Annotated in this window: 11 protein-coding genes and 2 tRNA genes; 7 read left to right on the plus strand and 6 right to left on the minus strand. The window is 67.0% G+C overall.

What is annotated here, in order from left to right:
* Positions 1–36: 36 nt before the first annotated feature.
* From ACSQ3S_RS00630 to dinB, 3 genes are all read right to left on the minus strand, one after another.
* Entirely contained in the window at positions 37–7,794 is a 7,758-nt protein-coding gene (locus ACSQ3S_RS00630; RefSeq protein WP_436141313.1) for a hypothetical protein, read from the minus strand.
* Between the two features lie 172 nt (positions 7,795–7,966).
* Positions 7,967–8,863: a recombination-associated protein RdgC gene (locus tag ACSQ3S_RS00635; RefSeq protein ID WP_176653416.1), complete on the minus strand. Its 897-nt coding sequence runs from the start codon at positions 8,861–8,863 to the stop codon at positions 7,967–7,969.
* Between the two features lie 83 nt (positions 8,864–8,946).
* Positions 8,947–10,098 carry a DNA polymerase IV gene (dinB, locus tag ACSQ3S_RS00640; protein WP_176653415.1) on the minus strand — a complete coding sequence of 384 codons (1,152 nt, stop codon included), beginning with the start codon at positions 10,096–10,098 and terminating at the stop codon, positions 8,947–8,949.
* Positions 10,099–10,213: 115 nt separating this feature from the next.
* On the opposite strand from dinB, the gene ACSQ3S_RS00645 reads away from it, so the two are divergent.
* A complete protein-coding gene (locus tag ACSQ3S_RS00645) occupies positions 10,214–11,038 on the plus strand; it encodes a substrate-binding periplasmic protein (RefSeq protein WP_413447738.1) in 825 nt (274 codons plus the stop codon).
* Here the strand turns inward: ACSQ3S_RS00645 and ACSQ3S_RS00650 are convergent.
* The gene (locus ACSQ3S_RS00650) at positions 11,035–12,345 is read right to left on the minus strand and encodes an MFS transporter (protein ID WP_436141314.1); all 1,311 of its coding nucleotides are present in this window, start codon (positions 12,343–12,345) and stop codon (positions 11,035–11,037) included. The genes ACSQ3S_RS00645 and ACSQ3S_RS00650 overlap by 4 nt on opposite strands.
* Before the next feature lie 141 nt (positions 12,346–12,486).
* Between ACSQ3S_RS00650 and ACSQ3S_RS00655 the strand changes: the two genes are divergently transcribed.
* Positions 12,487–12,562, plus strand: a tRNA-Val gene (locus ACSQ3S_RS00655).
* A 22-nt stretch (positions 12,563–12,584) separates the two neighbouring features.
* Positions 12,585–12,661: transfer RNA gene (locus ACSQ3S_RS00660), tRNA-Asp, on the plus strand.
* A gap of 50 nt (positions 12,662–12,711) precedes the next feature.
* On the opposite strand, the gene ACSQ3S_RS00665 is transcribed toward ACSQ3S_RS00660, so the two are convergent.
* Entirely contained in the window at positions 12,712–13,761 is a 1,050-nt protein-coding gene (locus tag ACSQ3S_RS00665) for a Fic family protein (RefSeq protein ID WP_413447740.1), read from the minus strand.
* 69 nt (positions 13,762–13,830) lie between these two features.
* Here ACSQ3S_RS00665 and ACSQ3S_RS00670 point away from each other — a divergent pair, with 69 nt between their 5' ends.
* The 4 genes from ACSQ3S_RS00670 to ACSQ3S_RS00685 all read left to right on the plus strand — a co-directional run bounded on the left by ACSQ3S_RS00670 (position 13,831) and on the right by ACSQ3S_RS00685 (position 17,219).
* Positions 13,831–14,940: a hypothetical protein gene (locus ACSQ3S_RS00670; protein ID WP_436141315.1), complete on the plus strand. Its 1,110-nt coding sequence runs from the start codon at positions 13,831–13,833 to the stop codon at positions 14,938–14,940.
* Positions 14,931–15,548: an ABC transporter ATP-binding protein gene (locus ACSQ3S_RS00675; RefSeq protein WP_436141316.1), complete on the plus strand. Its 618-nt coding sequence runs from the start codon at positions 14,931–14,933 to the stop codon at positions 15,546–15,548. The genes ACSQ3S_RS00670 and ACSQ3S_RS00675 overlap by 10 nt, the downstream gene beginning before the upstream one ends.
* 61 nt (positions 15,549–15,609) lie before the next feature.
* Positions 15,610–16,092 carry a cyclic nucleotide-binding domain-containing protein gene (locus ACSQ3S_RS00680; RefSeq protein ID WP_176653410.1) on the plus strand — a complete coding sequence of 161 codons (483 nt, stop codon included), beginning with the start codon at positions 15,610–15,612 and terminating at the stop codon, positions 16,090–16,092.
* Positions 16,089–17,219, plus strand: coding sequence for an AI-2E family transporter (locus ACSQ3S_RS00685; protein WP_176653409.1), 1,131 nt, complete (start codon positions 16,089–16,091; stop codon positions 17,217–17,219). Before ACSQ3S_RS00680 ends, ACSQ3S_RS00685 begins: the two co-directional genes overlap by 4 nt.
* Before the next feature lie 41 nt (positions 17,220–17,260).
* Here ACSQ3S_RS00685 and ahpF read toward each other — a convergent pair whose 3' ends face one another.
* Positions 17,261–18,859 carry an alkyl hydroperoxide reductase subunit F gene (gene ahpF / locus ACSQ3S_RS00690; RefSeq protein ID WP_353401567.1) on the minus strand — a complete coding sequence of 533 codons (1,599 nt, stop codon included), beginning with the start codon at positions 18,857–18,859 and terminating at the stop codon, positions 17,261–17,263.
* Positions 18,860–18,870 lie beyond the last annotated feature (11 nt).

Raw genomic sequence — 18,870 nt, forward strand, 5'->3', positions numbered from 1 at the left:
GCCCGCCGTGGCGGGCTTTCCTGACCGGCGCCTGGCTTACTTCGGCGCCGCCAGCAACGCGTGGCTGGATGCGGCCTGCAAGGCTTTCAGGCGCAATGCCTCGCGGTCCGACTGCCCGGCCGACGCCGGCTGCCCGGCATCGCGGAACTGCTGCAGCACATCGGCCATGCGCGCGGCTTGGGCCGCCAGCACGCCCGGCTTGCCGCCGTCGAAGTTCAGGCCGCCGCGTGGCGCCTCCACGGTGTCGCTGGCGAAGGCCGACAGCGCCTGCGCCATGCCGCTCACCTGCGCGCTCATGCCCTGCTTGAACCAGACGTCGGCCGCCGCGTGCTGTCCGCCGTCGGCCGTGGTGTAGCTCGAGGTCAGGCCGATGATATTGCCGTGGTCCACACTGCCGTCCGCCTGCACATCCAGGTTCAGGCTGGTGATGCGCAGCTCGGCCAGCGTCTTCAGTTCGCCGGTCTGGCTGATACCGTCCGCGTTGGCGTCGACCCACACGCGCAAGTCGCCAAAGCCGCCGTCCAGCGCGCTGACCTTGCCATCGTGGTTGCTGTCCAGCGCCGCCAGCGCTTCGTAGCCGTTGCCGGCGCTCGCGCCGCCGGCCAGTTTGGTGGCCGAGCCGAACAGTTCGCTGCCGTCGTTGATGACACCGTCGCCGTTGCGGTCCAGCGCCAGCAAGCCGTCGCCGGGTCCCACCCAGCCGGTGGCGCGCTGCTGGCCGTTGGCGGCCAGGTCGAAGCGCACACCGGCGTCCAACCCCAGCGTTTGCACGCCGTTGCCGTCGAGGTCGAGCACCAGCGGCGTGACGAACGGCATGGCGTTCAGCTGCGCGGTGCTGAAGGCGGCTTTTTGCGCCGAGCTCAGACCGTTGTACTGGGCGCTCGACATCGCATGCGTCTGCGTCGTGGTCAGCGCCGACAGCTGCGCCGGCAGCATGCCCTGCATCTGCGTCGGCGACAGGGCGACAATCTGGCGCGTGACCAGGCCGGCGATGTCGCGCGTTTCAATCGCCGCCAGGTTGGCAACGGTCAGGTCGGCGATCACCGAGGTGGCCAGCGCGCCCAGCTGGGCCGACGACAGCGCCGCCACCTGCGCCGCCGTGAACTGGTCGCTGCTGCTGGCGTTCGGCAGCATGGCCGCCATCTGCGCCACGCTCAGCGCGGCGATCTGCGCCGTGCTGAGCGCCAGCAACTGGTCGTCGTGCAACGCGCGGATCACGCCGGTGTTCAGCGCGGCGATGTCGGCCGTGTCGATGGCGGCCATATCCGACGCCTGGATCTGCGACATTGCCGCCGAGCCGAGCGCGGCAAACTGTGTCGCAGTCAATGCACGCAGCTGGGCCGTCGTCATGTTGGCCAACAGGCTGCCGGCGGTTACGTTCAGCTTCAGCGGATTGATCGCGGCCACGTTGGCGGTGCTGAGCGCCGCCACTTGCGTCCCGCTCAGGGTGTCCAACTGGGTGCTGCTCAGCGCCGCCATCTGCGCGGTGCCCAGCGCGGCCAACTGGTTCGATGTCAGCGCCAGTATCTGCTGGGTCTGGAGACCGGCGATGGTCGCCGTTTTCAACGCGGCCACATCGGCCGTTTCCAGCGCCGCCACCACCGTCAGTTGCAGCGCGCCCAGCTGGGCGCTGGTCAGCGTCGCGGCCTGGGCCGTGGTGAGTGCCACCGCCTGCGCCGCGCTCAGGCCGGCCAGGGCGCTGGTGCGCAGCGCAGCGATCTGCGCCGTGCTCAGCGCCGAGATCAGCTCGGCATTGCTGCCCAGCGGATCCGATCCCAGCACCGACAGCTGCGCCGAGCTCAGTCCCGCCAGCGCCGTCGTGCTGAGCGCGCCGAGGTTGGCGGTGCTGATGGCGGCCACGTCGCCGGTCGACAACACCGCCAGTTGCTGCGAGCTCAGCGCGTGCACCTGCGCCGAACTGAAGCCGTTGATCTGCTGCGTGTTCAGCGCCGTCAGCTGCGCGCTCTTCAGCGTCGCCACCTGGGCCGTGGTCAGGCCGACCAGTTGCGACAGCGTCAATCCGCCAAACGAGGCCGAGGCCATGCCGCCCAGCGCGCCGGTACCGAGCACCGCGATGTCGCCAGCCGCGAGGCCCGCCAACGCGTCGCTGGTCAGCGCACCGACCTGCACGCTGTTCAGTGCGGCGATCTGGGCGGTATTCATCGCCGAGACCTGGGCGCTGCTCAGCACCGCCACTTGCTGACTCTGCAGCGCGGTGATCTGGCGCGTGTTCAGCGCGTTGAGCTGCGATCCGCTCAGGCTGACAAACAGCGAGGCGGCGAGGCCGGCGACGGCCTGCTGGCTCAACGCGGCCAGGTTGGCGGTCGACAGGCCGACGATGGTCTGGCTGGCCAGCGCGCCGATTTGCAGACTGCTGAGCGCGCCGAACTGCGCCGTCGTCAGCGCACCCAGCTGGAGGCCGTTCAGCGCCGCCACCTGGTTGTTGTTCAGGGCCGCGATCGCGGCGGTCTTCAGCGCGGCCACGTCGGCCGCTTCCAGCGCGGCGATGTCGTTGGTGGACAATGCCGCCACCTGTGCGCTGCTCAGCGCGCCCGCCTGCGCGGTGCTGAGGGCGACGATCTGGCGCGTGCTCAGCCCGGCCAGCGCGGCGGTGCGCAGCGCGGCGATCTGCGCCGTCGTCAGTTGGTCGATATGGCTGGCGCCGCCGGCGTCCGTGCCCAGCACGGCCAGCTGGTCCGAGCTCAGCGCGGCGATCGCCGCCGTCTTCAGCGCGGCCAGGTTGGCGGTGTCGAGCGCAGCGAGCGCGGCGACGCTCAGATTGTCCAGCTGTTGCGAACTGAGCGCGGCCACTTGCGCGCTGGTCAACGTGCGGATCTGCGCGCTACCCAGGGAATTGAGCTGCAAGCTGTCGAGCCCGGCAATCTGGCGCGTGCCGAACGCCGCCGTCTGCGCCGTGTTCAGGGCAGTCATCTGTGCGGTGTCCAGCGCGGCCACGGCCGCCGTCGACAACGCAGCCATGACGGCCGTCTGCAGGCCGCTGATCGAACTGGCCGCCAGTCCGATCGTCTGCCGGCTGCCCAGCGCCGCCACCTGCGCGGTCGTCAATGCCGCCACCTGCTGCGAGGTCATCAGGCTGGTCTGCAGCGAGCTGAGCGCGGCAATCGCGCTGGTGCGCAGGGCGCCGATATCCTGCGATTCGAACATGAAGATCTGCAGCCATTGCAGCGAGGCCACCTGGGTGCTGCCCAAGGCGGCCGCCTGCGCGGTCGTCAGCGCCTTGATTTGCGGCGTATCCATTCCCTGCAGCGCGTTGGTGCTCAAAGCGGCGATCTGCGCGGTGCTCAATGAGGCGAACTGCCCGCTGCGGCCGTCGGCGCCCAGCGCGGCCAACTGGTCCGAATTCAGTGCCGCAATCGCCGCCGTGCTCAGACCCGGCAGCGAGCGGCTATCCAGCGCGGCCACGTCGTCGGTCGACAGGCCACGGATTTGCCTGGAACCCAAGCCACCCAGTTGGGCCGAACTGAAGGCGAGAATTTGCTGGGTGCTCAAGGCGGCGATCTGATCGCTGCCGAGCGCGGCCAGTTGCTGCGATCTCAGGCCGGCCAGCTGTGCCGGCGTCAGCCGCGATATGGTGGACGTCGGCAGCGCGTTGATCGCGCCGGTCGACAGCGCCGCCAGGTTGGCGGTCGACAACCCCAGCAGCGTATCGCTGGACAGCGCGCCCAGCTGGCGACTGCTCAGCGACGCCAGTTGCCCGCTGGTCAAAGCCCCCAGCTGCACGCTGGTCAGCGACGCGATCTGGTCGGTGGACAGGCCGGCGATGGCAGCCGTGCGCAGCGCCGCCACATCGACCGCTTCCAGCGCGGCAATATCGGCGGTCGATAGCGCCGCCAGTTGCGCGCTGCCCAGCGCGGCCGCCTGGGCCGTGGTCAGCGCGACGATTTGTCTGGTACTCAAACCGGCCAGCGCGGCAGTGCGCAGCGAGGCGATTTGGGCGGTAGTCAAGTTGCCGATGAAGCTGGCGCCGCTGCCGGCCGGGTCGTTGCCCAGCACCGCCATCTGCGCCGAATCGAGGGCCGCCAGCGCAGTGGTCCTCAGCGCGCTCAGCACGCCCGTTTGCAGCGCGGCCAGATCGGCCAGCGACAGGTTGTCGATCTGCTGCGAACCGAGGGCACCGACCTGAAGCGACGTCAACGCATTGACCTGGCTGGTGCTCAGGCCGTTGAGCTGGTCGCTGTTCAGCGTGGCGACCTGGCGCGTGCTGAGCGCGGCGATCTGCGCCAGGCTCAGGCCGCTAAGCAGGCTGACCGGCATGGCGGCGATCACAGCCGTACTCAGGCTGCCGACATCGGCCGGCTGCAGGCCGGCGATGGCCGACGATTTCAGCGCCAGCACCTGGCTGCTGTTGAGCGCGGCCACCTGGACGCTGGTCAGCGCAGTCACCTGGGCGGCGTTGAACGCGGCCACCTGCGATGTGCTCAGTCCGGCCAGCGCGTTGCTGCGGATCGCGGCCAGGTCAGCCGTTTCCAGCGCGGCGATATCGTCGCTTGACAAAGCGATCAGTTGGGCGCTGGTCAGCGCCGCCGCCTGGGCGGTATTCAGGGCCGCCACCTGGGTGGTGGTCAGGCCAGCCAGCGCGGTGCTGCGCAGGGCCGCAATCTGCAGCGTGCTCATCTCGCCGATCTGGTTGCCGGACGAGCCGCCGCCGAGTCCGCTCAACTGATCCGAGCGCAGCGCGGCGATGGCCGAGGTGTTCAGGGCCTTCAACGCGGCGACGCTGAAGGCGGCGATATCGGCCGACGAGAGGCCTGCCACGTTGCGTGAGCTCAGGCCCGGCATTTGCAGTGCCACCATGCTGGCGACTTGGGCGGTGCTGAGCGCGGCCAACTGGTCGCTGCCGAGGACCGCAACCTGCTGCGAGCTGAGACTGGAAATCTGGGTGCCGGTCAGCGGCGCGATCTGCGCGCTGGTCAGCGCGGCGGCATAGACGGTACCCAGCGCAGCCAGGTTGGCGGTGGCGAAGCCGGCCACGGCCGCCGTCGGCAGCGCGGCCAGCTGCGCGGCATTCAGCGCCTGGAATTGCGCGATCGTCATCATGGACAACTGCGCGCTGCCCAGCGCGGCAAGCTGGCTGGTGGTCAGTCCGTGGATCGCCGCAGTGGCGAGGGCGGCGAAGTCCAGCGGGTCCAGCGCACCGACCGCTTGCGCGCCCAGCGCCTGCACCTGGGCGCTGCCCAACGCGGCGACCTGGGTGGCAGTCAGCGCCACCGCCTCGGCGGTGGTCAGCCCGGTCAGCGCGGCGGTGCGTAATGCGGCGATCTGGGCGGTGTTCAAGGTCTGCACCTGGCCCGTGCCCAGCACGGCCAACTGGTCCGAATTGAGACCAACAATGGCGGCCGTGCGCAACCCGGGCAGGCTGGCGGCGTTGAGGGCGGCCACATCGGCCGTCGACAGGTTGGCCAGCTGCAGCGAACTGAGCGCGCCCAGTTGCGCCGACGTCAGGCTGTGGACTTGCGCGCTGCTCAGCGCGTTCAGTTGCGCGCTCGACAGCGCGGCGATCTGGCGCGTGCCCAGGCCGGCGATCTGCGTCGTATCCAGGTCGGCGAAAGCGGCGCTGCCCAGCGCGGCGATGGCGCCGGTGTTGAGCACGGCCAGGTCCTCGGCTTCCAGGCCGGCAAGGCCGGCGGAGCTGAGCGCAACAAACTGCCTGCTGCTCAGCGCGGCGATCTGGGCGGTGGTGAACGCCCGCACTTGCGCGCTGCTCAGCGCGCCAATTTGCGAGGTCAGCAGGTTGCCGACGACATTGGTGCGCAAGGCCGCCATGTCGGCCGTTTCCAGCGCCGCCAGTTGCGCCGACGACAAGGCGTTCAGCTGGGCGCTGGTCAGCGTGTTGGCCTGCGCCGTGCTCAGCGCGGCGATCTGGGCGGTGCCCAGGCCGGCCAGCGCGGTGCTGCGCAGCGCCAGCACCTGGGCCGTGCTCAGTTGGGCGAACAGGCTGCCGTCGTCCCGTCCCAGCTCAGTGGCCTGGGACGACGTCAACGCCGCAATGGCGCCGGTGCTCAGCGCCTTCAGCGCGGCGCTGCCCAGCGCGGCGAGATCGCCGGTCGACAGGCCGGCCACCTGGGCGGTGCCGAAGGCGCCGATTTGCGCGCTGGTCAGCGACTGCACCTGCAGACTGGTCAGCGCCGCGACCTGCGCGCTGGTCATGGCGGCGAAGTGGCGCGTGCCGAGGCTGCCCAACTGCGTGCTGCCCAGCGACGACAACAGCGCCGTTCCCAGCGCCGCAACGGCGGCCGGACTCAATGCCGCGAGGTCGGCGCCCGGCAGGCCGGCGATCGATGCGGTGGACAAGGCAGCCACCTGTCTGCTGCTCAGCGCGGCGAATTCGGCGGTGGTGAGGGCGCCCAGCTGGCTGCTGCTCAGCGCCGCCATTTGCTGCGTGGTCAATCCGGTGATGGCGGCGGTTTTCAGCGCGGCCAGGTCAGCCGTTTCCACCGCGGCCAGTTGCGCCAGCGACAGGCTGCTCAGTTGCGCGCTGCTGAGCGCGGAAGCCTGCAGCGTCGACAGCGCCACCACCTGGTCGGTCGTCATGCCGGCCAGCGCCGCGGTCTTCACCGCGGCCAACTGGGCCGTGCCCAGCAGACTGATCTGATTGGTGGCGCCGGCGCCCAGCTGGGCGAACTGGTCGGACGTCAGCGCGCCAACGGCGGCCGTGCTCAGCGCCTTGATGCCGGCGCTACTCAGCGCGGCCACGTCGGCGGTCGACAGGCCCAGCACCTGGCGCGAACCGAAGGCGCCGATCTGCAGCGAATTGAGGGCATGGACCTGGGCCGTGCCCAGCGCGGCGACCTGGTCGCTGCTGAGGACGATGATATGGCGCGTGCCGAAGCCGGCCAGTTGTGCCGTGCTCAGCCCGGCCATCAGCGCGGTGCCCAGCACCGGCACGGCCAGCGGATTGAGGACGGCCAGGTCGGCGCTCGGCAGGCCGGCGATGCTGGCGCTGGACATGGCGCCGATCTGGGCGCTGCTCAGCGCGGCGAATTCGCCGGTGGTCAGCGCACCCAGCTGGGTGCTGCCCAGCACCGCGATATTGCGGGTCGACAGCGCGGCCAGGGCCACGGTTTTCAGCGCGGCGAGATCGGCCGTTTCCATGGCCGCGATGGCGGCGGTGGTCAGCGCGCTCAGTTGCACGCCCGTCAGCGCCGCAGCCTGGGCGGTGCTCAGCGCCACGGCCTGGTCCGTGCTGAGCGCACCCAGCTGCGCCGTGCTCAGCGCGGCGACCTGCTGCGTGGTCAGCGCGGCGATGCCGCGGCTGCCGATGGCGGTCACGTCGTCGGACGACAATGCGGCCAACTGGCGCGTGGCCAGCGACGCCAGTTGCCTGGTCGTCATCAGCGCCACCTGACCGGTCGACAGGCTGGCGAGATTGGCAGTGTTCAGCGCCGCCAGGTCGGCCGGCTCGAAGGCTGCGATGGCATCGGTGCTCAGTTGGGTAAATGCCTGGGTGCCCAGCGCGGCCACCTGCGCGGTGGTCAGCGCGGCGATCTGGCTGCTGGTCAGTGCACCCATCAGGCCGGAGGGCAATGCGCCGGCGGCGTTCAGCACGGCCGGCTTGAGCGCGGCGAAATCCTGCGTGGTCAGCACCGCGACATTGCTGGTAGCCAAGTAGGCCAGCTGCTGGCTGCTGAAAGTGGCAAGGTGATCGGTGCGCAGCGCCGGCACTTGCAGCGAATTCAGCGCGACGATGTCCTCGGTCGTCCACGCCAAAACGTCTTGTATGGTGAGATCGTTGGCGAGCTGCTGCGTGGTAAGCAGGGGGACGAACGTAGACATCGCGAGTTCCTATTTTGATAACACTAATCACTATAGCAGAATTCGCCTTAATTTCTACATGGCAACGAAATTATTTTCGGGTTTTATGTCCAAAATTACATGAAAAAAGCCGCAAAATCAAAGACTTTGCGGCATTCTTAACCAACAAGCAACGGCTGGGTTGATATCTTGATCAGGCTTTCGCTTCGCCGCCCAGCGCCTCGACCACGTCGGCCATCAGCTTGGCCAGTTCCCCCGTCATCAGCATGAAATCGCCGTCGAAACGCTCTTCATCGTTCTTGGTGCTCGATTCCTTTTCGCTGATCACGTCCAGCGCCTTGACGCCCTTGATCGCCAGCGACTCGGTCAGCACGAAGGAGATCTTGCTGTCCCAGGTCATCGCCAGGCGCGTGCACTGCTTGCCGGCGGCGATATGGCGGCGCACTTCGTCCGCTTCCAGCGTGTGGCGCACATAGCGCACCGCCGCCTTGCTCTCGCCGGTGGCGCGCAGCTCGGTGTCCATGTCGACCGTGAAGCCGGACGGCGCATCGTCGGCCTGCAGCCACTCGGTCATCACGCCGACCGGCGAACGCTGCACGCGCAGGCTCTCCAGCGGCAGCTTGTCGACCGCCTTGAGCAGCAGCTTGATCACTTCGTCGGCCTTGGCCGGGCTGGCGGCGTCGACCACCAGCCAGCCGTTGACCGGATCGATCCAGGTCCAGACGTTGCTGCGGATCGAGAACGCGCGCGGCAACAGTTCGTCGGCGACGCGCTCCTTGAGTTCCTTCATGGCTTTCTTGCCCGGCGCAAAACCTTGCGCCTCTTCCATTTCGGCGGCGCGGGCCTTGGCGACCTGGTTGATGACGGTGTTCGGCAACAGTTTCTTCTCGGTGCCCAGCAGGATCAGCATCTGCTGGTTGACCACGTGCACCAGGCCGCCGTTAGGGCGCGGCGTGTCCCATCCCTGGCGCAGCAATTCATTGCTGGTGGCTGGCACGAAGGAGTGAGGAGCGAGCGCGGCTTCCAATTGTTCCGGGGTAAAGGCCCAAGGGGCCGGCAGACGGTAAATCTGAAGATTCTTGAACCACATGAGTATTTAGCCTTGTTTCAGTAATGCCAGGGGAGCGCCATTTTACACGCTGACGGCAGCGCCGGACCGATTGTGTTGCACAGCTAGGCGAACAATTCGCCTTGCCGGGGGGCTGGCGCCTGCGGGCCGGCGCCGGGCGGCTCCAGCGTGCTGGCGCGCACGCCCAGCAGGCGCAGCTTGCGTTGCAGCGGCACCCGCTTCAGGCATTCGCGCGCGGCCTGCAGGATGGCCGCGCCGTCGGCCACCGGCTGCGGCAAGGTGACGTTGCGGCTGACGATCTGGAAATCGTCGAAGCGCAGCTTGATGCTGATGGTGCGGCTGACGTAGCCTTTGCGCTTGAGATCGTCCGCCAGGCGGTCGCACAGCTTGGTCAGGATGGATGACAAGGCGTCGCGGTCCTGGCGCGCGTGCAGGTCGCGCTCGAAAGTGGTCTCGCGGCTGATCGACTTGCTTTCGGAGCTGGTGGAAATTTCGCGGTGGTCGACGCCGCGCGCGGCCTGCGCCAGCCAGGCCGCGTAATGGGCGCCGAAATGGTCCTGCAGCAGGCCGGCGTCGGCCTCGGCCAGCTGGCCGATGGTGGCGATGCCCAGCGCCGCCAGCTTCTCGGTGGCCTTGGGACCGATGCCGTTGATCTTGCGCACGCCCAGCGGCCAGATGCGGGCCGGGATATCGTCGTAGCCGAGAACGGTCAGGCCGTTGGGCTTGTCCAGGTCGGAGCAGATCTTCGACAGCAGCTTGTTGGGGGTCACGCCGATCGAGCAGGTCAGGCCGGTGGCGTCGCGCACGGCCTGCTTGATGCGCTGCGCCAGCTCGCGCGTTTCGCCTTCGACGCGGGTCAGGTCGATATAGATTTCATCGATGCCGCGGTCCTCGAAATCGGGCGCGATGGCGGCCACGGCGTTTTTGAACAGCCGCGAATAATGGCGGTAGGCGTCGAAATTGACCGGCAGCAGGATCGCGTCCGGCGCCAGCTTGGCCGCCTTCATCATGCCCATGGCCGAGCCGACGCCCAGCGCGCGCGCCTCGTAGGTGGCCGTGGTGATCACGCCACGGCCGACGTAGTCGCGCAGCCGGGCGAAGCGGCGGCTGCCGTCGGCCTGCGGCACCGGCTGGGCATCGCGGCCGCCGCCGATGACCACCGGCAAGCCGCGCAGCTCCGGATAGGTGAGCAACTCGACGGAGGCGTAAAACGCGTCCATGTCGAGGTGGGCGATGCGCCGAGGATCTTCTACCATGTGCCGAAATATCACTGTGAATGCATACAGTATCCACGGAAACATATCGCACCGCAAGTGGGCACGCCGTCCGCGGCCGATGTTACACTGGAGTAAATAAGCGCCCGTCACCGCCATGTACAGACACTTCGGACTCCCGCTGCTGTTCTTGTTCGCGCCCCTGGCCGCCGCCACGCCGGCGGCTTGTCCCGAGGCGCGCATCGGCATCAGCGACCTCGGCTATACCTCGTTCCGCAATGGCGAGGGCTACGGCGGCATCGCCGTCGATCTGGTCGGCGAGATCGAGCGCCGCACCGGCTGCCCCTTCCGCGTCGTCTGGTACCCGCACAGCCGGCTGTTCGCGCAATTTCTCAGCGACCAGCTGCAGGTGACCGGCGCCGCCCTGCATACTGCCGAGCGCGACCGCCACGGCGTCTGGATACCCTACGCCTATTCGCAGTTCGAGCTGCTGCTGACCAATCAGAGCGGCGGCCCGTTCCACAGCCTGGCCGACTTCGTCGACAACAGCAGCGCGCGCCTGAACGTCAGCCGCGGCATCTCCTATCCGCCCAGGCTGCTCGCGCAGATGGACCGCCTGGCCAAGCTGGGGCGGCTGGAATACGTCAACGATTACGCCGTGGCGTTCCGCAAGATCCAGGCCGGCCGTGCCGACGGCATCCTGGCGCCGCGCACCATCCACCTGCTGCACCAGCGCCAGTTTCACATGGTCGGCGCGATGACCGCGGCCACGCTGGAGGAATCGCCGCGCTCGGTGATCGGGCTGTACGTGTCCACCACGCTGGTCGGCGCGCCGACGCGACAGCGCTACATCGACGCCATCCGCGCGATGGTGGTCGACGGCACCGTGCAAAGCCTGTATGCGCGCTATCTCGGCGACGAGGTCGCCCGCGAGATCTTCAGCGGCGGCGTCGGCGGCATCCTCGATCTGATGCCTCGTTAGAGCGCCCGGCGCGCGGCCGCCAGCACCAGCACGGCGCCGGCCACCAGGCTGGCCGCCAGCAGGTAGATGCCGCTGGCCGTGCTGCCGGTCGCGTCCTTGATGGCGCCGACCAGGTAGGGGCTGGCGAAGCCGGCCAGGTTGCCGACCGAATTGATCAGCGCGATGCCGGCCGCCGCCGCCGCGCCGCCCAGCATGGCGGTCGGCAGGCTCCAGAAGATCGGGAAGGTGGTCAGGATGCCGGCCGTGGCGACGCTGAGCGCGGCCATCGCGACGACGGTGTTGTCGGCATACAAGGTGGCGCCGACCAGGCCCAGCGCGCCGGCCAGCGCGGCGGCGGCCGCATGCCAGCACCGTTCGCCGCTGCGGTCCGAGTGGCGCGCGGCCAGCACCATGACCACGGCCGCGATGCCGTAGGGGACCGCCGTCAGCAGGCCGATATCGAACACGTCCTTGACGCCGCTGTTCTTGACCAGCTGCGGCAGCCAGAAGCTGACGCCGTACAAGCCCATGACGAACAGGAAGTACACCAGCGCCAGCAGCCATACCGTGCCGTTGGCGAACACCTGCGCCAGCGGCATGTGCCGCTGCGCCTTGCCGTCGTCGGCGATGGCGCGCTCCAGCAGCCGCTTGTCGTCCTCGCCCAGCCAGCTGGCGGAACGGATGCCGTCGTCCAGGTAGAACAGGGTCCAGATGCCGATCAGCACCGACGGCAAGCCCTCCAGCAGGAACAGCCATTGCCAGCCGCTCAGTCCGTAGCGGCCGGCGAACGCCGTCATGATCCAGCCCGACAGCGGCCCGCCGACCACGCCGGCCACCGCCACGCCGCTCATGAACAGCGCCACCATGCGCGCGCGGCGACGCGCCGGATACCAGTAGGTCAGGTACAGGATGATGCCGGGGAAGAAGCCCGCTTCGGCGGCGCCGAGCAGGAAGCGCAGCAGGTAGAACGTGGCCACGCTGTTGGCGAACATCAGCGCCGACGAGATCAGGCCCCAGCTGATCATGATGCGGGCGATCCAGATGCGCGCGCCGGTGCGCGTCATCAGCAGGTTGGACGGCACCTCGAACAGGAAGTAGCCGATGAAGAAGATGCCGGCGCCGAGGCCGTAGACGGTGTCGCTGAAGCGCAGGTCGGCCAGCATCTGCAGCTTGGCGAAGCCGACGTTGACGCGGTCCAGGTAGGCGGCCACGTAGCACAGGAACAGGAAGGGCATCAGCCGCCAGCTGACGCGGCGGTACAGGGCATCGAGGTGGTCGCTGCGGTGCATGTCGAGGGTTTCCTTGTTGTGGTTCGTCGCGGCGCCCATGGTGACACCGCCGGGCCGGCTTGCGCAGCCATTTTTCAAATTATTTACAAAAACCCTTGCGGAATCGGCAAACCAGCTTGTAGAATACGGCCTCGTTCAGCAGTTGCAACACAGTAGTGATGAAACGCTGATATGTTTTCTGGGTGCTTAGCTCAGTTGGTAGAGCGGCGCCCTTACAAGGCGTAGGTCGGGAGTTCGACCCTCTCAGCACCCACCAAGGAAAACAGACAAACGAATTTGGAGCGGTAGTTCAGTTGGTTAGAATACCGGCCTGTCACGCCGGGGGTCGCGGGTTCGAGTCCCGTCCGCTCCGCCAAATTCCTTTAAGGGCCCGATTCGTCGGGCCCTTAATCATTTCCGCTCCCGTTATTTCAATTCATACCAGGTACCGCGTCCGCTGCCGCGCTGGACCAATTGGCCGCGCTCGACCAGGTTTCGAAAATGCGGCTTCAAGGTGTTGCGATTACCCGCAGTGAGGCGGACCGCATCGGCCATCGTCACCCGTCCATGCTCGCGGACGAACTCCACTATCTGCAACGACAAGCCGGGTAATGCCGCCAGCACTATATGTTCCCGCTCTATCTTCTTCTCCAGCCGGCGTACTTGTTCGGCAAGAGAGCGCAGGAAGAACAACAGCCATGGCTGCCAATCTGGCGCATTACTGCGGATCGTGGCTTGGGTCTGCCTCAGGGCCACGTAATAGGCTTCCTTATTTGCTTCGATGACGCTTTCCAGCGAACTGTAGGGAACATAGGCATAGCCGGAGCGCAGCAGCAGCAAACTAGTCATTATGCGGCTGAGCCTCCCGTTACCATCTTGAAATGGATGGATCTCCAGGAAGACCACGGCGAAGATAGCGATCACCAGCAGAGGATGAAGTTTCGTACGACGCAACTCTTGCGCGGTCCATTCCACCAGTTCCCGCATCAGGCGCGGCGTGTCGAACGGTGTGGCCGTCTCGAACACAATGCCCAACTGCCTACCGTCCGCATCGAAAGCAGCCACGCTGTTGGCGCTGGTCTTGTACTCACCCCGATGCCGCTCATCCTTTTCGCTATAACGCAACAGCATCAGGTGCAACTGCTTGATGTGATTCTCGTTGACCAGCATGTCCTGCCAGGAGTGGAACACCACATCCATCAGCTCGGCATAGCCCGCCACCTCCTGCTCGTCGCGCGTGGCAAAGGACTTGATGTCGAGGTTGGACAGCAATTGCGCCACCTCGCGGTCAGATAGCCGGCTGCCTTCGATGCGGGTGGATGAGCCTATGCTCTCGATGGTGGCGACACGGCGCAGCGCGGATAAACGGTCTGGCGCAAGCCTGCCCAAAGCGCGCCAGGCGCCCTTGAATTCGTCGATCCGGGCAATCAGATTCAGGATCTCCGGCGTAATGTGCAGAGTATCTGTGCGCAGCATGTAACCGATAATACACCCATTTACACCCAATTAAGTCCTGGCTAATCTTGTGAGTGTTATCCTTCCCACATGATTGCTTTTCCTCCCTATCTGCGTTTCCGCACCCGCATCGCGCATCATGCGCTGGTGCGGTTCGCGGCCAGCCTGCAAAGTTCGCTTGAGTACATCCTGCTCGGTTTCGCGCCGGTGATGATCGGCTTGATCGCCTGTGTCGCGCTGCCGGGATTGTTTGCGGCGACGCAGCCATGGCCGCAGGCGCTGGGCCTGTTCGCCGGGCAGACGCTGCTGGCCAGCGCGCCGGTGTGGCTGCTGCGCAAGCGCCTGCTGCCGGCCGACGTGCTGCTGTGGAGCCGGCCGCTGCCGATTCCGCCGCGCGCGCAGTGGGGCGCCAACGCGGCGGTGGCCGGCATGCTGGTCGGCCCCTTGTCGCTGGCCTATGCCGTGTCCACCGCGATCTGGCTGTACCAATGGCCGGACTGGCTGCGGCCCGTGGCGCCGCGGGCGCTGCTGCTGACCATCGCCTCGCTGCTGCTGGCCTGGGTCATCTCGACGCTGACCTTGGCCTGGCGCGCCCGCCTGCCGGCCGCGCGCAAGCCCGGCCCGGCGCGGCCCGCGCCGACTGCCTACCTGCCGCGCCGGCGCGGCGCCACGGCTTTTTATTACTGGCGCCAGCTATTCTGGCTGCCTTTCTGGCGCGCGGAGAATGTGATCGGCATGCAGCAGACCTTGCTGCTGCTGGCCTCCCTGCTCAGCATCGGCGTCTGGCTATGGCATCCGCCCGTCGTGCCGCCGGCGCTGTGGGGCCTGTGCGCGGCGCTGACGCTGATGCTGCTGACCGACCGCGGCGACAAGGCGGTGGCCGAACAAATCCTGCTGCTGCGCCCGGTCGCCGGCGCCTGGCCGATCAATGCGGAACGGCTGTTCCGCCGCGCCATGCTGTTCGCGCTGCTGCCCGGCCTGTGCGTGCTGGCCTGGTTCGCGCTGCTGACGCTGGGCCACGCCGGCCGCGCAACCAGCGCCGGCTACAGCACCACCGTCGCCACCGTCTGGCTGTGCTTTGCCACCAGCGCGCAGATCGCCGTGGTCTCGCTGCGGCGCCTGAGCGTGCGCGGCCGCGTCGGCCTGGTCATCGGCGCCATCGTCATCCTCACCGCCATCGGAAGCGAATTATGGAATTGAAACCCGTGCTCAGCATGGAAAAACTGAGCTTCGAATACACCAGCCATCCGCTGTTCCGCCAGTTCGACCTGCGCCTGGGCGCCGGCATCACCTGGCTGCGCGGCGAAAACGGCGCCGGCAAGACCACGCTGCTGAAACTGGCCGGCGGCGCGCTGACGCCGCATGCCGGCACCATCACGCTGGACCAGCTGGAGATCCGCGCCCAGCCGCTGGCTTACCGGCTGCAGTGCTACTACTGCGGCGGCGACACGCCGCAGCTGCCGTGGCTGACCTTGCGCGAGATGCTGGACCTGCATCTGTCGCTCTATCCCAACACCGACCCGGCGCTGCTGAACGCCGAACTGCGCGCCTTCCACCTGCTGCACGCGCTGGACCAGCCGGTCACCACGCTGTCGCTGGGCCAGCACAAGAAGATGCAGCTGTCGCTGGCGCTGGCCTTGCCGGTGCGGCTGCTGCTGATCGACGAGCCCTTCAACGGCCTCGACGCCGACGCCATGGCCTACCTGCGCGGGCAGCTGGCGGCGCCCGGGCGCCTTGCCCGCCAGTGCATCCTGCTGACCAGCCACCTGGACCCGGCGTTGCCGCTGGCCGCTACCGTGCAACTTTAAGTTATCATGGGAACGATAAAAGCTGAGCCGGCCCGGCCCACGTCCCCTGCACGGAGTTCCCTTGATCTTTGGTTTCCTCAAATCGCCCGAGTTGTCGCCGCGTTTGCTGCGCCTGAAGGAATCGGCGCTGTTCGCCACGCTGACGCCGCTTGAACTGAAGATCGTCGACGGCCTGATGCACGAACGCCGCTACCTGGCCGACGAAATCATCTTCGACGAGGGCGAGGAAGGGCAGGCGCTGTACCTGGTGATGTCCGGCCGGGTGATCATCAGCCGCCAGTTCGGCGCCACGCGCGAAGTGGTGACCGAACTGTCGCCCGGCGCCTTCTTCGGCGACCTGGCGCTGCTGGACAACTCGCCGCGCAACGCCCAGACCCGCGCGCTGGACAACTGCGAGCTGGCGGTCTTCTTCCGCGCCGACTTCATGGGCCTGATGGAAACGGACGCTGTCATCGGCTACAAGATCGCGCTGGCCCTGGCGCGCCACATCGGCAGCCGGCTGCGCGACTGGATGACCGGCAAGCCGCAAGTCGAGGCTTTATGAACCTGCTGCCCACCCAGCAACGCGCCGGCCCGGTGGTGTGGAGCGGCATCATCGCCGCCACCTGCGTGCTGCTGTTCCTGCTGCAGCAGATGCTGTTCCTGGCGATTCCCTTCCTGCTGGGCATCGTGCTGTACTACATCCTGCAGCCGCCGATGCAGCGCCTGATCCGCATGGGCGTCAGCCACAATGCCGCCACGCTGATCGTCGGCGGCGTGTTCGTGCTGCTGCTGGTGAGCGCGATCCTGGTGGCGGTGTTCTGGGACTTCGGCCCGTCCTCCGACCCGTGGCAGGAAATGCTGGGCAAATACATGACCGGCGGCCTGGAGTTCGTGCGCCACACGATGCTGGCGCTGGAGCGGCAATTCCCCATCCTCAAGGAGATCAAGCTGGCCCGGACGGTCAACAGCCGCGTCAGCGCCTTCACCGGCAGCTTCGTGCAGAAGCACCTGACCGATATCCTGGTGTCGGTGGCGGCCTGGCTGCCGTCGCTGCTGCTGGCGCCGTTCCTGACCTTCTTTTTCCTGCGCGACGGCCTGCGCTTCAAGAAGTTCCTCGCGCGCGCGGTGCCGAACGCCTTCTTTGAAAGAACGCTGTGCCTGCTGCACGAGGTCGACCAGACTGCGCACCGCTATTTCCAGGGCCTGATCAAGCTGACCATCCTCGACACCGCCGTGCTGGCGCTGGGCCTGTGGGCGATCGGCGTGTCGTCGCCGCTGGTGCTGGGGCTGATCGCGGCGATGCTGGCGTGGGTGCCGTACGTCGGCTCCATCGTCGGCTGCGTGCTGGTGGTGATGGTGGCCTCGACCGACGCGCCGTCCGATCCGTCGGTGGCCTACCTGGCCATTTGCGTGTTCATCCTGGTGCGGCTGCTGGACGATTTCGTGTTCATGCCGCTGACCCTGGGCCGCAGCCTGCACATCCATCCGCTGATCACCGTGCTGATGATCTTCATCGGCGGCTCGGTGGCCGGCGTGGCCGGGCTGATGCTGGTGCTGCCGCTGCTGGGCGTGGTGATGGTGATCGGCGAGACCATCGGCAAGCTGATCACCGACGCGCGCCTGCGCGCGCGCCACCGCAACGCCATGGCCCTGCGCGCCAAGCAGGCCAGCGCCGACCTCGTCATATAAACAAGGGCCGCTGAGAGCGGCCCTTTTCGCACTGCCGGCGCTTACGCCGTCATCGCCTGCTGCTGGGCCGACTCGGCCACCACTTCCTCGTCGTCCGAGCGGATCAGGTGATCGAAGGCCGACAGCGCCGCCTTGGCACCGTCGCCGGTGGCGATGATGATCTGCTTGAACGGCACCGTGGTGACGTCGCCGGCGGCAAACACGCCCGGCACCGAGGTCTGGCCGCGCGCGTCGACTTCGATCTCGCCGTGGCGCGACAGGGCCACCGTGCCTTTCAGCCATTCGGTATTGGGCACCAGGCCGATCTGCACGAACACGCCTTCCAGCTCGACCTTGTGCGACACGCCGCTGTTGCGGTCGGTGTAGCTCAGGCCGTTGACGATCTTGCCGTCGCCGTGGATCTCGGTGGTTTGCGCCGAGGTGATCACGGTGACATTCTTCAGGCTGTGCAGCTTGCGTTGCAGCACCGCGTCGGCGCGCAGTTCCGCGCCGAACTCGATCAGCGTCACATGCTTGACCAGGCCGGCCAGGTCGATCGCCGCCTCGACGCCGGAATTGCCGCCGCCAATCACCGACACGCGCTTGCCCTTGAACAGCGGGCCGTCGCAGTGCGGGCAGTAGGCCACACCGTGGTTGCGGTATTCCTTCTCGCCCGGCACGTTGATTTCGCGCCAGCGGGCGCCGGTGGCCACAATCACCGACTTGGCTTTGAGCACGGCGCCGGAAGCGGTCTGCACCTCGACCAGCTTACCGACCGGCACCAGCTTGCTGGCGCGCTGCGTGTTCATGATGTCGACGTCGTATTCCTTGACGTGCTGCTCCAGCGCGATCGCGAATTTCGGGCCGTCGGTTTCCTTGACCGAGATGAAGTTCTCGATCGCCAGGGTATCCAGCACCTGGCCGCCGAAACGCTCGGCCAGCACGCCGGTCTTGATGCCCTTGCGGGCGGCGTAGATGGCCGCGGCCGCGCCGGCGGGGCCGCCGCCGACGATCAGCACGTCGAACACGTCTTTCTTGCTCAGCTCGGCCGCCTGGCGCACGCCGGCGTTGGTGTCGAGCTTGGCGAGGATTTCCTCGACGTTGGTGCGGCCCTGGCCGAAGTGCTCGCCGTTCAGGAACATCATCGGCACGGCCATGATCTGGCGCTCCTCGACTTCTTTCGGGAACACGCCGCCGTCGATGGTGGTGACCTTGATGCGCGGGTTAATCACCGACATCGCGTTGAGCGCCTGCACAACTTCCGGGCAGTTGTGGCAGGTCAGCGAGATGAAGGTTTCGAAGCTGTAATCGCCTTCCAGGTTGCGGATCTGCTCGATCACGGCGTCGTCGAATTTGATGGTGTGGCCGCCGACCTGCAGCAGCGCCAGCACCAGCGAAGTGAATTCATGGCCCATCGGTACGCCGGCGAAACGCACGCCGATGTCGGTGCCTGGGCGGTTGATGCTGAACGACGGTTTGCGTTCGGCGTCGTCGGCGCGCTTGACCAGCGTGATCTTGTCGCTCAACAGGACGATTTCCTGGAGCAGTTCTTCCATCTCGCGGGCTTTGGCGCTGTCATCGAGAGAGGCGACAATCTCAATCGGCTGTACCACTTTTTCCAGGTAAGCCTTCAACTGGGTTTTGAGAGTTGCGTCTAACATGATTTTTTCCT

The sequence above is a fragment of the Duganella sp. LjRoot269 genome (genome assembly GCF_964254095.1).
GTDB lineage: Bacteria > Pseudomonadota > Gammaproteobacteria > Burkholderiales > Burkholderiaceae_D > Rugamonas > Rugamonas hordei.

Coding starts and splice junctions, on each gene's coding strand:
- ACSQ3S_RS00650 (WP_436141314.1), bottom strand. CDS start 12,345: ATGGGCGCCGCGACGAACCACAACAAGGAAACCCTCGACATGCACCGC.
- ACSQ3S_RS00645 (WP_413447738.1), top strand. CDS start 10,214: ATGTACAGACACTTCGGACTCCCGCTGCTGTTCTTGTTCGCGCCCCTG.
- ACSQ3S_RS00675 (WP_436141316.1), top strand. CDS start 14,931: ATGGAATTGAAACCCGTGCTCAGCATGGAAAAACTGAGCTTCGAATAC.
- dinB (WP_176653415.1), bottom strand. CDS start 10,098: ATGGTAGAAGATCCTCGGCGCATCGCCCACCTCGACATGGACGCGTTT.
- ACSQ3S_RS00685 (WP_176653409.1), top strand. CDS start 16,089: ATGAACCTGCTGCCCACCCAGCAACGCGCCGGCCCGGTGGTGTGGAGC.
- ACSQ3S_RS00635 (WP_176653416.1), bottom strand. CDS start 8,863: ATGTGGTTCAAGAATCTTCAGATTTACCGTCTGCCGGCCCCTTGGGCC.
- ACSQ3S_RS00670 (WP_436141315.1), top strand. CDS start 13,831: ATGATTGCTTTTCCTCCCTATCTGCGTTTCCGCACCCGCATCGCGCAT.
- ACSQ3S_RS00630 (WP_436141313.1), bottom strand. CDS start 7,794: ATGTCTACGTTCGTCCCCCTGCTTACCACGCAGCAGCTCGCCAACGAT.
- ACSQ3S_RS00665 (WP_413447740.1), bottom strand. CDS start 13,761: ATGCTGCGCACAGATACTCTGCACATTACGCCGGAGATCCTGAATCTG.
- ahpF (WP_353401567.1), bottom strand. CDS start 18,859: ATGTTAGACGCAACTCTCAAAACCCAGTTGAAGGCTTACCTGGAAAAA.